The organism is Actinomycetota bacterium, assembly GCA_035697485.1.
Lineage (GTDB): Bacteria > Actinomycetota > UBA4738 > UBA4738 > HRBIN12 > JAOUEA01.
In genome coordinates this window covers 1-14,136 of sequence record DASSCU010000011.1, presented here as the reverse complement: position 1 = coordinate 14,136, position 14,136 = coordinate 1, and the positions used below count along the sequence as shown (strand labels likewise).

At 70.0% G+C, this 14,136-nt stretch carries 14 protein-coding genes and 1 pseudogene; 4 read left to right on the top strand and 11 right to left on the bottom strand.

Annotation, left to right across the window (positions count from 1 at the left end; all coding sequences use genetic code 11):
- Positions 1-40: 40 nt before the first annotated feature.
- Positions 41-2,164, bottom strand: coding sequence for an EAL domain-containing protein (locus VFI59_02360; protein ID HET6712535.1), 2,124 nt, complete (start codon positions 2,162-2,164; stop codon positions 41-43).
- Positions 2,165-2,299: 135 nt separating this feature from the next.
- Here VFI59_02360 and VFI59_02355 point away from each other — a divergent pair, with 135 nt between their 5' ends.
- Positions 2,300-2,743: an SRPBCC family protein gene (locus tag VFI59_02355; GenBank protein HET6712534.1), complete on the top strand. Its 444-nt coding sequence runs from the start codon at positions 2,300-2,302 to the stop codon at positions 2,741-2,743.
- A gap of 26 nt (positions 2,744-2,769) precedes the next feature.
- Here the strand turns inward: VFI59_02355 and VFI59_02350 are convergent, their stop codons facing one another.
- On the bottom strand, positions 2,770-3,993 hold the full coding sequence (locus tag VFI59_02350; GenBank protein ID HET6712533.1) for a saccharopine dehydrogenase C-terminal domain-containing protein: 1,224 nt from the start codon (positions 3,991-3,993) through the stop codon (positions 2,770-2,772).
- Positions 3,994-4,153: 160 nt separating this feature from the next.
- On the opposite strand from VFI59_02350, the gene VFI59_02345 reads away from it, so the two are divergent.
- The gene (locus VFI59_02345; protein HET6712532.1) at positions 4,154-4,363 is read left to right on the top strand and encodes a hypothetical protein; all 210 of its coding nucleotides are present in this window, start codon (positions 4,154-4,156) and stop codon (positions 4,361-4,363) included.
- Here VFI59_02345 and VFI59_02340 read toward each other — a convergent pair.
- The 7 genes and pseudogenes from VFI59_02340 to VFI59_02310 all read right to left on the bottom strand — a co-directional run bounded on the left by VFI59_02340 (position 4,360) and on the right by VFI59_02310 (position 11,434).
- On the bottom strand, positions 4,360-5,019 hold the full coding sequence (locus VFI59_02340; protein HET6712531.1) for a hypothetical protein: 660 nt from the start codon (positions 5,017-5,019) through the stop codon (positions 4,360-4,362). The two genes, VFI59_02345 and VFI59_02340, sit on opposite strands and share 4 nt — an antisense overlap.
- Before the next feature lie 104 nt (positions 5,020-5,123).
- Positions 5,124-5,381, bottom strand: a complete 258-nt coding sequence (locus VFI59_02335) for a hypothetical protein (GenBank protein HET6712530.1) — start codon at positions 5,379-5,381, stop codon at positions 5,124-5,126.
- Positions 5,378-7,774 (bottom strand): xanthine dehydrogenase subunit D, encoded by a 2,397-nt coding sequence (pucD, locus tag VFI59_02330; protein ID HET6712529.1) that lies wholly within the window; start codon positions 7,772-7,774, stop codon positions 5,378-5,380. Before pucD ends, VFI59_02335 begins: the two co-directional genes overlap by 4 nt.
- A complete protein-coding gene (locus VFI59_02325) occupies positions 7,771-9,132 on the bottom strand; it encodes an 8-oxoguanine deaminase (GenBank protein ID HET6712528.1) in 1,362 nt (453 codons plus the stop codon). The genes pucD and VFI59_02325 overlap by 4 nt, the downstream gene beginning before the upstream one ends.
- Positions 9,126-9,599, bottom strand: coding sequence for a (2Fe-2S)-binding protein (locus VFI59_02320; GenBank protein ID HET6712527.1), 474 nt, complete (start codon positions 9,597-9,599; stop codon positions 9,126-9,128). Before VFI59_02320 ends, VFI59_02325 begins: the two co-directional genes overlap by 7 nt.
- A pseudogene (locus VFI59_02315) lies at positions 9,599-10,468 on the bottom strand (FAD binding domain-containing protein). Before VFI59_02315 ends, VFI59_02320 begins: the two are co-directional and overlap by 1 nt.
- A complete protein-coding gene (locus VFI59_02310) occupies positions 10,469-11,434 on the bottom strand; it encodes an LLM class flavin-dependent oxidoreductase (protein ID HET6712526.1) in 966 nt (321 codons plus the stop codon).
- Positions 11,435-11,544: 110 nt separating this feature from the next.
- Between VFI59_02310 and VFI59_02305 the strand changes: the two genes are divergently transcribed.
- Positions 11,545-12,429: a hypothetical protein gene (locus VFI59_02305; protein ID HET6712525.1), complete on the top strand. Its 885-nt coding sequence runs from the start codon at positions 11,545-11,547 to the stop codon at positions 12,427-12,429.
- A gap of 135 nt (positions 12,430-12,564) precedes the next feature.
- Here the strand turns inward: VFI59_02305 and VFI59_02300 are convergent, their stop codons facing one another.
- Together VFI59_02300 and VFI59_02295 are read right to left on the bottom strand one after the other, a co-directional pair.
- Entirely contained in the window at positions 12,565-12,750 is a 186-nt protein-coding gene (locus VFI59_02300; protein HET6712524.1) for a hypothetical protein, read from the bottom strand.
- An 89-nt stretch (positions 12,751-12,839) separates the two neighbouring features.
- The gene (locus tag VFI59_02295; GenBank protein ID HET6712523.1) at positions 12,840-13,166 is read right to left on the bottom strand and encodes a hypothetical protein; all 327 of its coding nucleotides are present in this window, start codon (positions 13,164-13,166) and stop codon (positions 12,840-12,842) included.
- 644 nt (positions 13,167-13,810) lie between these two features.
- Between VFI59_02295 and VFI59_02290 the strand changes: the two genes are divergently transcribed.
- A complete protein-coding gene (locus VFI59_02290) occupies positions 13,811-13,960 on the top strand; it encodes a hypothetical protein (protein ID HET6712522.1) in 150 nt (49 codons plus the stop codon).
- Positions 13,961-14,136 lie beyond the last annotated feature (176 nt).

Sequence of the window (14,136 nt, the reverse complement as noted above, 5' to 3'; positions counted from 1 at the left end):
AGATGGTAGCGGAGGGTCGGAAGCGCCTCCGGGAGACGCGTCAGCGCGGGGTGTCGGCCGGCGCCAGCCCGAGCTTGCGGGTCACGAGGGCGGGGATCTCCTCGGCGGGAACCGGCCGAGCGAAATGGAAGCCCTGGCCCATCGAGCATCCGTGTGCCTTCAGGAACTCCAGTTCTGCTGCGGTCTCGATGCCCTCGGCCAGCGGCACCATGCCGAGCCCGCTCGCGAGCTGGATCATCGCCCGCACCATGCTCGCGAGGCCGGTGTCGCGGTGCACGTCGCGGATGAACGACCGGTCGATCTTCAGGATCTGGACCGGCAGGTGCTTCAGGCGCGCGAGCGACGAGTACCCGGTGCCGAAGTCGTCGATCGCGAGCGACAGGCCCCACGCGCGCAGCTCGGCCAGGATCTTCTGGGTCCGGTCCGGGTCGGCCATCGCGGTGGACTCGGTGATCTCGACGACGACCTTCGACGGATCGACGTCGGCGGCGCGGAGCTTCTTCAGGATCTTCTCGGCGAGGTGCGCCGACCACAGCTGACGGGGCGAGAGGTTGAAGCCCACCGTGAGATCGAGGCCGTCGTCGGCCCAGGCGCGCTGCTGCGCTGCCATCCCGTCGATCACCCAGTCGCCGATCGCCTCGATCAGCCCGAGCTCCTCCGCCAGGGGGATGAACTCGCCGGGCGGCACGATGCCGCCGTTCGGGCCATGCCAGCGCACGAGCGCCTCGACCCCCTCGACCGAGCCGTCGGCCAGGTTCACGACGGGTTGGTAGTGCAGCACCCAGTCCTCGTACTCGACCGCCCGGCGCAGTCGCGTCGTGAGCGACAGCTTCTTCTTCGGGTCGTCGCCGCTCGTCGCGAACACGACGTAGCCGCCGGGCTCTTGGCGCTTCGACTGGTACATCGCCGCGTCGGCGTTCTTCATCAGCGTCTCGGCATCGAGCGCGTCCTGGGGGAAGAGCGAGATGCCGATCGATCCGCTCGCGATGAACTCCGTGCCGTTCAGCACGAACGGCTCGGCCAGCGACTCGTGCACACGCGAGGCCACCGACTCGGCGACGATCATCGCCGCCTCCCGGTCCGATCCCGTGTCGTGGGTCCGATCGAGATCGGACAGCAGCAGCAGGAACTCGTCGCCGCCCTGACGCGCGACGAGGTCGGTCTCACGCGTGTACACGCGGAGCCGCTCCGCCAGCTGTGCGAGGAGCTGATCGCCGGCGGCGTGCCCGAGGGAGTCGTTCACGAGCTTGAAGTTGTCGAGGTCGACGAAGATCACGCCCACGCCGAGATCGTGTCGCCGGGCACGCGAGATCGCGTTCTCGAGCATCTCCTCGAACAGGAGCCGGTTCGGTAGTCCCGTGAGCTTGTCGTGGTACGCGAGGAACGCCACCTGGTCCTCTGCGGCCTTACGGGCCGTGATGTCGAAGATCACGCCCTGGATCAGCCACGGCTCACCCTGCTCGTCCTTGATCGGATACGCCTGCTCGAGCACCCACTTGATCGTGCCGTCCTCGTGCACCATGCGGTACTCGTGGTTGAGGGTCGTGTGCTCCTTGAACGCCTGCTCGTACTCGTCCCACGCGCGATCGAGGTCCTCGGGGTGCACGTGCTTGCGCCAGCAGTAGGGGTCGGTGAGCCATTCGTCGGGGTCGATGCCGAGCAGGGTGACGACCTGCGGGCTCACGTAGATCGAGTCGGCGTTCTCGTCGACGGGGTCGAGGTAGACGACCGCGGGGATCTGCTCGACGAGGGCACGGTATTTTGCCTCGGCCTCGAACCTCGCCTCCCGCCCCGCCTGCAGCTCGGTCGCGTCGCGCAGCGTCACCACCATCAGCGGCGCGGGACCGTCGATGCGCCCGACGTGCACCTCCACCGGCACGGTCCCGCCTTCGCTCGTGCCGCAGACGGCCTCGACCCGGTCGCCCGTGCCGAGGTCGAGCAGGTCGGCCGCGACGAGCAGTTCCACCGATCGGCCGACCAGCTCGTCGCGGCCGAATCCCGTCAGCTCCTGGACGCGTTGGTTCGCGAACACGATGCGGCCGTCGGTGCTCGCGACGACGAGACATTCGGGCGTCGCCTCCAGCAGCGACCCGGGCTCGATCATCGCGGCGAAGCGGGCGCCGGCAGCATCGAGCGCCGACGCCGGGTCGCGTTCGGTCACCATGCGTGCCAATCCTTCCGAGACGTCTCTCGGTATGCATCGGATGGCCGGGCCGTCGACATGAGCGCGAGCCCACACGCAGCGCCGGTGCGTGGGTTCCACTCCGGCGAAGGACTCCATGGCGCCTATGCTCGTTCCATGGCTCACCGCGTGGAACGTGTGATCGAGACCGCCTGCTCCCCCGAGCGCGCGTTCGACTTCGTCGCGGACTTCTCCACCACCGAGGAGTGGGACCCCGGCATCCCGCGGGCTCGCAGGCTGGACGAGGACCCGATCGGCCTCGGCAGCCGCTTCGAGCTGCTCTCCCGGTTCGGCTCGACCGAACAGACGATCGTCTACGAGATCACCGCCTACGAACGCCCGAGCAGTGTCACATTCGTCGGTGACGGGAAGAACTTCCACGGCGTCGACGTGATCTCGTTCGCCCCGCGTGAGGACGGAGGCACCCACGTGACCTACGTGGCCGACCTCGGCCTCAAGGGGCCGACATCGATCGCGCTGCCGTTCCTCCGGGGCCGCCTCGACCAGATGAGCGACCGGGCGGTCGCGGGGCTGAAGAAGGCGCTCGACGCGCGCGTCTGAGGCCCCTCACCCGGCGACGTCGGATCTCACGCGGTCCGCGGCGTCATCTCGGTCATGCCCCACGGACTGTCGTGCTCGTTCAACAGGTCGAGGAACGGCACGGCATCGAACGCCTCGGGCCCAAGCACGCCTGCGCCCGCCCAGGTGCCGTTCGCGAGGAGCTCGAGGGCGATCACGGGGTTGATCGCCGTCTGCCACACGACCGCCTGCGCGCCGTCGTCCTTCCACGTCTGCTCGTTGTCGACGACGTGGTAGAGGTAGACCTCGCGGGGAGCTCCGTCGGTGCCGGTGCCGGTCACCCACGTGCCCGCGCACGTCTTCCCCGTCATCGTGTCGCCGAGCGTCATAGGGTCGGGCAGCGCCGCCGCGACGACATCGCGCGGCGAGACCTCCGCCCCGCGTACGTTCACCTTCTCCACGCGGTCGAGTCCGAGCTTATGCAGGGTCTCGAGCACCTGGATGAACTCGTCGCCGAGGCCGTACTTGAACGTGACGCGACGGCAGTCGACCCACCGCGGCACGAGCAGCACCTCCTCGTGCTCGACGTTCACGCACTCGACCTCGCCGATGCCCTCGGGGAACGAGAACATCTCCGGCTCGCTGAACGGCGCGGTGGTGAACCATCCGCGGTCCTTCTCCCAGATCACCGGCGGGTTCAGACACTCCTCGATCGTGGTCCAGATCGAGAACGTCGGCGCGAAGTCGTACCCCTCGATCTCGAGGTTCGCGCCGTCGCGAACGCCCACCTCGTCGATGCGGCCGAACAGATGGTCGGCCGCGTACCGGGCGAACACGTCGGCTGCTCCCGGCTCGATGCCGATGCCGACGAGAGCGAGCGCCCCGCGGTCTTCCCACAGGTCCGACATCGCGAACTGATCGTCGCCGAGCTTCTTCCCGACCTCCTCGTACGGACGCTGGGGGTGGGGCTCGGAGAGCGACATCGCCATGTCCATGTAGTTCACACCGGCCTCGAGAGCGCCCAGGAAGACGGGCATCACGAAGCGAGGGTCGGCCGCGTTCAGGATGATGTCGCAGTCGTGGGCGCGAGCGGCGTCGGCCACCTGCGTCGCGTTGGTCGCGTCGACCTTGGCCGCGGCGAACCGGCCCCCGGAGCCGTAGCGGTCGACGATGCGCTGCGCCTTCGCCCCGTCGATGTCGGCGAACACGACGTGCTCGTAGAAGTCCCGCCGGGCCGCGATCGGAGCGAACGCGGAGCCCACGCCCCCGGAACCCACCACCAAGATCCTCATGTCGCCATCTCCCCCTCGGGCACGGATGCCCGCGATGGTAATCGGCGACGGGCCCTCCGAACGGCGCGAGACGCGCCGGGCGGCCCCCGCTCCTCGGGACCCTCGTCACCTCCCGCGGCCCCACTCACGGACGACGATGACCGTGGACCTACGAGGAGGCATGAGGATGCGCCACCACATCGTCTACTGGAGGATGGCGAAGCGAGAGACCGACGTCGACGACACCGAGCTCGCGCTGCTCGCCGAAGAGGAGCGTCGAGGCGAGATCTACATCGAGTTCCTCGACGACGTGCGGCGACCGCTCACCTGGAACCACGAGGCCCATCGCTGGGTGGCCGAGGCACCCGAGCGGGTGCCGGTCGCTGCCTAGGCGTTCGGCACGAACGGCTCAGAGCGGATGCCCCCCATCGTGAGCGCCATCAGCGCTTTCCCCGTGTGGAGCCGGTTCTCGGCCTCGTCGTAGACGATCGACCGGGGCCCGTCGATCACCTCGTCGGTGACCTCGTTCCCCCGGTCCGCCGGCAGGCAATGCATGTACGCGGCATCGTCGTTCGCCAGCCCCATCCGGCGGGCGTCGCAGATCCGGTCCTCGTACTTCGCCGCGTCGGCCAACGCCGCCTCCTGATCGCCGAAAAGGTCGAGCCGCCCCCACGACTTCGGATACACGACGTCCGCGCCGCGGAAGGCCTCGTCCATGTCGGCGGCGAACGAGATCGATCCTCCCCCCTCTGCCGCAGCCCGCTCGGCGCGCGCCATCAGCTCAGGCATCAGCTCGAAGCCCGGAGGATGCGCGAGAACGACGTCGATCCCGAAACGCGGAAGGAGCGCGGCGAGGCCCTGCGGCACGGACATCGGCTTCGCGTACGAGGGGGCGAACGCCCACGTGACCGCCGCCCTCAGGCCCCGGAGATCGTTCCCCCGATGCTCGCGGAGCGTCATGAGGTCGGCGATCGTCTGCGTGGGGTGGTCGACGTCGCACTGCAGGTTGATCACGGGGATCTCGGCCCAGCGCGCCACCTCGCGCATGTAGGCATTCCCCTCCCCGGGGACCAGGTCGTGGCGGATCGCGAGGCGTGGCCGTACCGGGACAGGATGATGCCCACGTCCTTGGGGCTCTCGCCGTGCGCGACCTAGGTCTTCTCGGCGTCGAGGTAGTGGGCATGGCCGCCGAGCTGGGTCATCCCCGCCTCGAACGCGTTCCTCGTCCGCGTGGACTTGTCCAGGAACAGCATGAACAGGGTCTCGTCGGGCAGCAGCCTGTGGGGCTCCCCCGCCTTGAACTTCGCCTTCAGCTCGCTCGCGAGCGCGAGGACCTCGTCGATCTCGTCTACGGTCCACTCGAGCGTCTCGATGTAGTCACGGCCTGCGAGCGACGATCGTTCGCTCACGGGTCAACACCTCCTCCGGTCGCGCGTTGCGACAGCAGCGCCCCCTGATAGGTCGGGACGGGCTCCTCCCCCGGCACGTCGGGCACGGGGGGCCATCCGCCGGTCGTGACGGGGCCCGTGAGCCCCGCGATGTCGTCGGGGCGCACCGGCGCTCGGTTCAGCTCGAGCCCGGTGGCGTCGCGGATCGCCGCCACCACTGCAGGCAGCGCCACGATCGTCGCCGACTCGCCCACGCCCTTCACGCCGAAGGGGGCGCCGGGCTCGGGTTCTTCCACGATGACGGTGTCGATCGAGGGGGCATCGAGGATCGTGGGGAGCAGGTAGTCGGTGAACGAGGGGTTGCGGATCACGCCGTCGCGCACCTGGAGCTCCTCCATCACGGCGAGCCCGAGCCCCATCGCCGCGCCGCCCTCGCTCTGCCCCTCGACGAGCTGCGGGTTGATCGCCGTGCCCACGTCGACGACCGAATCCAGGTGCACGACGCGCACCAGGCCGAGGTCGCGGTCGACGTCCACCACCGCCCGCATCGCGGCGAACGAGAACATCGGGTGGAGGTCGCCCTGCCCCTTCTCGTCCATCGGCGTCGTGGGCCGGTGGCGGAACGTGCGGGTCGCCGCCACGGGCTCCTCGAGCAGGTCCATCAGATCGCCGACGGCCCGGCCCTCGACCGCGACGCTGCCTTCCTCGATGGTCGTGGTCCCGTCGGCCAAGGGCGCCCCCGCCCGGCGGCCCAGCTCCTCGAGCACGCCCCGGCAGGCGAGCTGCAGCGCTCCGCTCGCCATCAGCGTCTGCCGTGAGGCCGACGTCGAACCCGCAGACTCCAGCTCGGTGTCGGCGGTGTGCAGGACGACGTTCTCGACCCCGAGCTCGGTGCGCACCACCTGGGTCATCACGGCTCCGAGGCCCTGGCCGACCTCGACCGCGGCGGTCCGCACTTCGGCGATCGGCCCGTCGGTGCCTCGGGAAAGCGTGACGCGCGCCTGATGGAAGTCGTCGAACCCCTCGCTGTAGCCGATGTTCTTGAAGCCGAGCGCGAACCCCATGCCCCGGCGCAGCCCCTCGCCGCGGCCGACGTTGCCCGCACCCCCCGGGAGCGTGACCGGGTCGCGATCGGCGGGGTCGACATGCGCCGGCAGCGGCATCGACGTGCAGGCATCGATCACCTCGGGGAGCGGCGCGCTCCCCTGCAGCACCTGGCCCGTCGGGAGCACCGAGCCGCTGCGCAGGGCGTTCCGACGACGGAGCTCGACGCGGTCGATGCCGAGCGCGTCCGCGAGCTTGTCCATCTGCCCCTCGACCGCGAACGCCACCTGCGGCGCGCCGAACCCACGCATCGCCCCGCACGGCGGATTGTTCGTGTAGACCGCGCTCCCTTCCAACAGCGCGTTGGGCACCTCGTACGGACCGGCAGCGAACGACGTGGCGTTGCCGATCACCGCGGGCGAGGACGAGGAGTACGCGCCGCCGTCGATCAGCACGCGGGCGCGCACGCAGACGAGATCACCTTCGCGGGTCGCGCCGTGGCGGATCCAGACCCGCGACGGATGACGGTGGACGTGTCCGGAGAAGGATTCCTCCCGGCCGTAGGTCATCTTCACGGGCCTGCCGGTGCGCAGCGCGAGCATGCACGAATGGATCTGCACGTGGAGGTCTTCGCGTGACCCGAACGCGCCGCCGATGCCCGCGAGATGGATCCGCACCTTGTCCTCGGGGAGCCTGAGACAGGGCGCGATCTGCAGCCGGTCCACGTGGAGCCACTGGGTGGTGACGAAGAGCTCGATGCCGCCGTCCTCGGCGGGAACCGCCAGGCCGCCCTCCGGGCCGAGCGGGGCCTGGTCCTGCCAGGCGGTCTCGTAGTAGCCGTCGATCCAGACGTCGGCGTCGACCTCTGGATCGCCGTGCTCGATGCGGAGGTGGCGGACCACGTTCCCCCACCCGTGGAGCCTCGGGGCGTCGGGCGCGAGCGCGTGCTCCATATCGGTGAGGGGCTCGCGGAGGTCGTAGTCGACATCGATCAGCTCCACGGCGCGCGCCGCCAGTTCCGGCGACTCCGCGGCGACGATCGCGACGGGCTCGCCGGCGTAGCGGACCACGTCGGCGGCGAGCACCGGCTGATCCCTGAACTCGAGGCCGTAGTTGGGGTCGCCGGGCACATCCTCGGCGAGGAGCACGGCGTGCACACCCTGCAGCGCGAGGGCGCCCGACGCATCGATCGCACGGATCGTCGCGAACGGATGCGGGCTCCGGAGCGTCGCGCCGATCAGCATGCGCTCGTCCCACAGGTCGCTGCCGTAGGCGAACGCGCCCTTCACCTTCGGGATCCCGTCGGGTCGGCGCGCCGACTCGCCGACGCCGCCCCGCATCCTGGTCCGAACTGAGCGGGGCGCGCTCATCGGCCGGCCCCTTTGGCGATCTCCCTGGCGGTCCGATGCCCGTCCCGCGCGATCGCGACCTCGTCGCCCGTCGCGAGCGTTCCGTCCCTGACGACGAACCGCCCCTCGACCAGGAGGTGACGGACCCGCCCCGGCCGGCAGAGCACGAGCGCCGCCACGGGGTCGATGTCGGCCCCGGCGGTCGCGAGGCCGTCGGCCGGGAACAGGGCCAGGTCGGCGCGGTTCCCGGCCTCGATCGAACCGATGTCGTCACGGCCGAGGCAGGCGGCGCCCCCACGCGTGGCGACCCGCAACGCCTCACGCGCCGAGATCGACCTCGCACCGTGGGCGCCGCGCGTCACGAGCAACGCCTGACGGACCTCGGCGGCGAGGTCGCCCGCATCGTTGGACGCCGAGCCGTCGACGCCGAGCCCGACCACGCTGCCCGCGTCCAGCAGCGCACGGGCCGGCGCCATGCCCGCGCCGAGCCGCAGGTTCGAACTCGGGCACCAGGCGACCCCGGCGCCCGATCCGGCGATCCGCCTCACGTCCTCGTCGTCGAGGTGCACGCAATGGGCGAGCCACACGTCGTCACCGAGCCATCCCCACTCGTCCATCAGCTCGGTCGGGCGCCGGCCATAGCGCTCGCTGCAGTACGCCTCCTCCTCGAACGTCTCCGCGAGGTGCGTATGGAGCCGCACGCCGAGCCGACGGGCGAGATCCGCCGACTCGCGCATCAATCGCTCGGAGACGGAGAACGGGGAACACGGAGCGACGGCGACCCGGACCATCGCCCCGGGCGACGGATCGTGGAAGCGCCGCACGGCCTCCTCGGTCTCGACGAGGATCTCGTCGGTGTCCTGACACACGTCGTCGGGAGGCAGCCCGCCCTGGGCGACGCCCAGGTCCATCGACCCGCGGGTGGGATGGAATCGCATCCCGAGCTCGCCCGCGGCCTCGATCGTGGCCTCGAGCACGCCGGCCCGTCCGCGCGGGAAGAGGTAGTGGTGATCCGTGCTCGTCGTGCAGCCGCTCAGTGCGAGCTCGGCGAGCCCCACGAGCGTCGCGGTGCGCGCCCACGCGGCGTCCAGACCACCCCAGATCGGATAGAGCGCGACCAGCCAGTCGAACAACCCACGCTCCTGCGCGTGCGAGCGGGTGAGCGTCTGGAAGAGGTGATGGTGCGTGTTCACGAGGCCCGGGACCGCGATCGTGCCACGCCCGTCCAGACGCTCGTCGGGCTCGGCGGGAGGCACGCCGGTGCCCACCCACGCGATCGCACCGTCGTCGAGCAGGACGGATCCACCCTCGATCTCGGTGCCGGCGTCGTCCATCGTCACGACCACGTCGCAGGCGTCGACGAGGAGGCGCGTCACCACGCACCCCCCTGTTTCGCGGCCGCCGCGAGTCGGACGGCGTCGAGGATCTTCTCGTACCCGGTGCATCGACAGATGTTGCCGGCGAGCGCCTCGCGGAGCGCGGGTTCGTCGAGCGACGGATCGCGGTCCAGCAGGTCGGCCACCGCCACCACGAGACCCGGCGTGCAGAAGCCGCACTGGACCGCCCCGGCGGCGACGAAAGCCTCCTGGACCGGATGGAGCCCCACGTCGTCGGCGAGTCCCTCGACGGTGCGGACCTCGCGGCCCTCGGCCTGGGCGGCGAGCACGAGGCAGGCGCAGACGACCTCGCCGTCGAGCCACACCGAGCAGGACCCGCACTCCCCCTGCTCGCAGGCGTTCTTCGAGCCGAGCAGGCCCAGCGACTCGCGGAGCATCGTCAAGAGGCTGGCGCCCTCCCAGGCATCGCCCTCGCGCCACTCGCCGTTCACCCTGAGCCGCACGTGCATCAGGCCGCCGCCTCCCCGGCCGTCGCCCACGCGAGCGCCCGGCGGGCCAGCACGTCGACCGCGTGGCGCCGATAGGCCGCCGAGCCTCGAACGTCGTCGATCGGCGTCGCGGCACGCGCGACGAGATCCCCGAACTCCCGGGCCGCGCCGTCGCCGATGCCGGCGGCGGGGTCCTCCCACGAGCCGGCGTCGGCCAGGGCCCGGGCGGCGAACGCCTCAGCCTCGGGGGCACGCACCACGGTCGGTGCGACCGACCCGAGGGCCACTCGGACCGACCGCGTGCCGGGATCGAGCTGGAGACAGACGCTCGCGACCGCGATCACCATCGCGTTGCGCGTGCCGACCTTCGAGAACGAGCCGGGGCCCTCGATCGGACGCCAGCGCGCGCCCACGATCAGCTCGTCGGGTTCGCGCGCAACGCGTTAGGGGCCGAGCAGGAACTCGCCCCAAGGCACCGACCGGCGTCGCCCTCCCGCGGCCGCCAGCTCGATCTCTGCGTCGTGCACGGCGAGCACGGGGATCGCGTCGCCCGCCGGCGACCCCGTCCCGAGGTTCCCGCCGACGGTCCCTCGGGCCCGGATCTGCGGCGACCCCACGGTTCGGGAGGCCTGCACCAGGGTCGGCACGTCGCGGAGCTCGCGCACGATCCGCGCGTAGGTGACGCCCGCGCCGAGGAACACTTCCTCGTGAGCTCGGCGGACCTCCTGCAGCTCGGCGAGGCGGGTGAGGTCGATCAGCGCCTCGGGCCGCAGCCGCCGGAAGTTCAGCGCCACCATGAGGTCGGTGCCGCCCGCGATCGGCACCGCCTCCGGACGTGCGGCGAGGATCTCCAGCGCTTCCTCGAGGGAGGCGGGCAGGAAGACGTCCACCTAGAAGTCTCCCTCGGCGAACGCGTCGATCATCGCCCGTACGTCGTCGCCGAGCGGGTACAAGATCGGGCAGGTGCTGCCGGCGCCGACGAACTCGCGCACCTTCGCCCGGCATTCGTCGGCGGTGCCCGCCGCGGCCACCATCTGCACGACGTCGTCAGGCACGAGCGCCATCGCCGCGTGGATCTCTTCCGGTCCGGCCGGCCACGTGAGCACTTGACGGACCCGCTCGAGAAGGTCCTCGTCGACGCCGCTCGCCTTGCCGATGTGCGGCTGTTGCCCGAGGTACTGCGTCACCAGTTCGCGAACGCGGTCGAGCGCGAGTGAACGATCGTCGTCGAGTGAACAGACCACGAGCTGCGGACGGTCGATGTCCCCGACGTCGCGGCCCGCGCGCGCGGCACCCGCTGCAAGGTGCTCCACCGCCGTCGCGTTGTAGCGCGGTCCCACGAGGTAGTTGAGCAGGACACCGTCGCCGATCTCCCCCGCGAGCTCCATCATCTTCATGCCCATCGCACCGATGTAGATCGGCACGTCGCGCGGGGAACGATCGCCGTGCACCACGCCGATCTCCACGCCGTCGAGATGCACGTGCACTCCCTCGAAGGTGACGTGTTCCATCGCGATGAGGCGCCGGGTCGCCTCGACGACCTCCCGCATCACGGCGAGGGGACCGCGGCGTTCGATCCCCACCTTCTGAGCCAGTGGATCCCACCACGCTCCGATCCCGAGCGTGATGCGGCCCGGGGCCAGGTCGTCCAGGGTGACGAACGTGGCGGCGAGCAGGCCGACGTTGCGCGTCCAGACGACTCCCGATCCGACGCGGATCCGCTCGGGCGGAACCGTTCCACGGCACGGTCGAGGACCCCCTGGTCCACGACCTCGCGCGGGAACCGATCGGCGTCCATGCCTGTCTCGATGATATGCGCGTCGGCCCACGGACCACCTCCCGAAACGTCGAGGCATCTGCGAAGTTGCGCTCAGAAGCAAGGTGGGGGGATGATGTGTCACCGGCATCGATCGGATCGGGGGACTCCGTGCGGCACAGCAGATCGTTCCTACTCTTCGCGGCCGTCGTGATCTGCGTAGCGGCGGGGCTTCCCGCCTCGGCGCTGCCGTTCGAGGGACTCGCACGGCAGCATCCTCCGGTCATCGAGACGGGTGCCCAGGAGTTCAGCCCCGCAGCCGACGGAGCCTACGTTGCCTGGGCGGGGAACACGGATGCGCGGCCGAACCACTTCAACGTGTACTTCAGTCAGAACGGTGGCGCTTCGCAGCGCGTCAACCCGCCCGGCACGCGAGGCTGGACGGGCGGCATCGACGGGACCGAACTCGTCTACACGGAATCCGACGCGGACCGGAGCGGGGACCTCGTGCTTTACGACATGGCGAGCGACAGCACCATCCCACTCCCTACCGGTGTGAACACCGGTCGCATCGAGCACAACGCGACCAACTCGGGTGACTACCTGCTGTTCGACCGGGATCGGTTCACCCGCCGTCGCGCGGTCGAGCGCATCGTGTTGTTCAACACGGCGACCGAGGCGGAGATCGTCCTCGCCGAAAGGAGCAGCAACCGCACCTTCCTCGCGTCCGGCCAGGTGAACGGCAACTGGGCCGTCTACTTCATCTGCCGGGGACGGGCCTGCAACACCTTCCGCTACGACATCATGGGCCAAACGACCGAGAAGGTCCCCAACCCCAGCGACTTCCAGCAGTACGCGCCATCGGTCAGCGACGCCGGCGCGGTGTTCTTCCTCCGCTCACCGCCGGCGTGCGGTCACAACGTAAGGTTCATGACCTGGGACGGCACCACCGGCCCGGAGCTGTTCCGCGCTCTCCCCGAGGGTCGCGATTCGTTCGACACCTTCGTTGACGACAGCGCCGGGGGCTCCCTCTACTACGAGCGGTTGCGCTGCCGGAACTTCGCGTCGGACATCTACAGCGAACCGCTCGCATAAAGAGGTTTCGACCGAGGTTGGTCGGGATCGCCTCGATAGCAGGAGCCGCGGTGTTCCACGTTGCCGGGGCGAGACGAGGACGTTGAGCGTCGGCGGAACAGAGACCCGGGAGCGGGCACCTGGGCTCGACCAAGCTCAGTGAGCGGCCGTCATCACTCCGACCAGGGCGGCCATGCCCGCCACGAGGAGCCCGCCTCCGAGTGCGACCAATCCCAGCTGCGGAGGTCTCAGAGCTCGTGCCTTGAGAAGGCGCGCCGGAGTGCCGACGACACCGAGCACGACGAGCGCCGCCCCGACGGCTGTGAGGACCAGCGAGGTCACCGGGGAAGTGGCTCCTCTGTCGGGGGATGGGACGAGCCAGTCGTAACCCTGCTCGGTCATCGGCGCAAACCCGCAGGTGTCACACGGGACTAGTCCGCAGGATTCGCCCCGTTGCGACGCGACGACCTGGAGCGGTGGCCGTACTCGGTCGGGTCGATCTCGTTGAGGGAGCTTCGCATTCGCTCGCTGCTATCGCGGTCGATCCCTTCACCGACGACATCGTGGGCGGTGAGATCCGGGATCGGTCCCATGCAGACCTCGTGGCACATCAGACAGAGTCCGCCGATCACCGAATCACGCTCACAGAGGGACCACGGGCAGGCGCAGTCCCCCTCGACAACCGGAGCGGCGGGGAACGTGGGGAGATCGACGACCACGTCCTCGGCCCAGAACCAGACGGCATCCGCGTCTGCCATATGGGCACACCTCCTAGCGTCTCGCCGTCCCCTAGTGGGGTTGGTGCCCGAGGATCTGTCGATGCCCGGGAAGGCGCTAGGAGCCGTGATCTTCCACCCGTCTATCTTCGACCGACGCTAGCCGACGCGTCGCCGGTGGGTCAGTCGGTCAAATGGGCCAGGGAGCGGGCCCATCTACCACACCATGTTGTAGGTCGTCGGGGGTTCGACGGGCGGATCTACGAGCTGGCCAAGAAGCACGCTAGAGGCAACGCGACCCCCAAGTCCCCGGTACGTACAAGAAGGACCGCAGTCAGGGCTTCGGGGGTGGGCCCGGAGTCCCCCAGGGCGGCGGGCCTGGGGACCCCCAGGGCGGGCCAGGAGGATCGTCGGCGGGTGGGGGGTCGTCGGTGGGTGGGGGGTCGAAAGGTGGTGGTTCGTCGGCGCCGCCGATCGCCGGCACGGGGTTGTCGATGGACGGAGCGAGGCTCGGCGCACTCTGCCGCTCGTCGTCCCGGGCCGAGCTCGTCTCCGCAACCCTTGATCGGGGGAGGCTCTCAGCCTCGAACGTCGGGGGCTCCAACGGCGCCTCGGTGAACCCATGGTAGGCGGCGCGCACACCCAGCCTGGAGTCCGACAGGGCCAGCCCGAGCAGGAGACCTGGGATGACCACCGCCGCCGCGCTCACCCAGAGCCGCAAGGTGCGCGGCGCCGGCTTGCGGACCAGATATGCGCAAGCGAACGACAGCCCCATTCCGGCGGCGATGAACAGCACCGTCGCGAGATCTGTGAGTTCCCTGTCCATCCTCGGCTGAAGTCCTTCGCGGGCGACTCGGAGTTTGCCGTTTCCTCTGCGTCATTGCTAACACCGCCGTGCAACCGACGAACAGGGGACAACGGGTGACTTACCACTCCCCCGGGCGGCTGACTTCGGAATGGCCGGTGAGCAGCGTCAGGGGTCATCACTCCTCGGATGCCTGGTCAGCCGAGG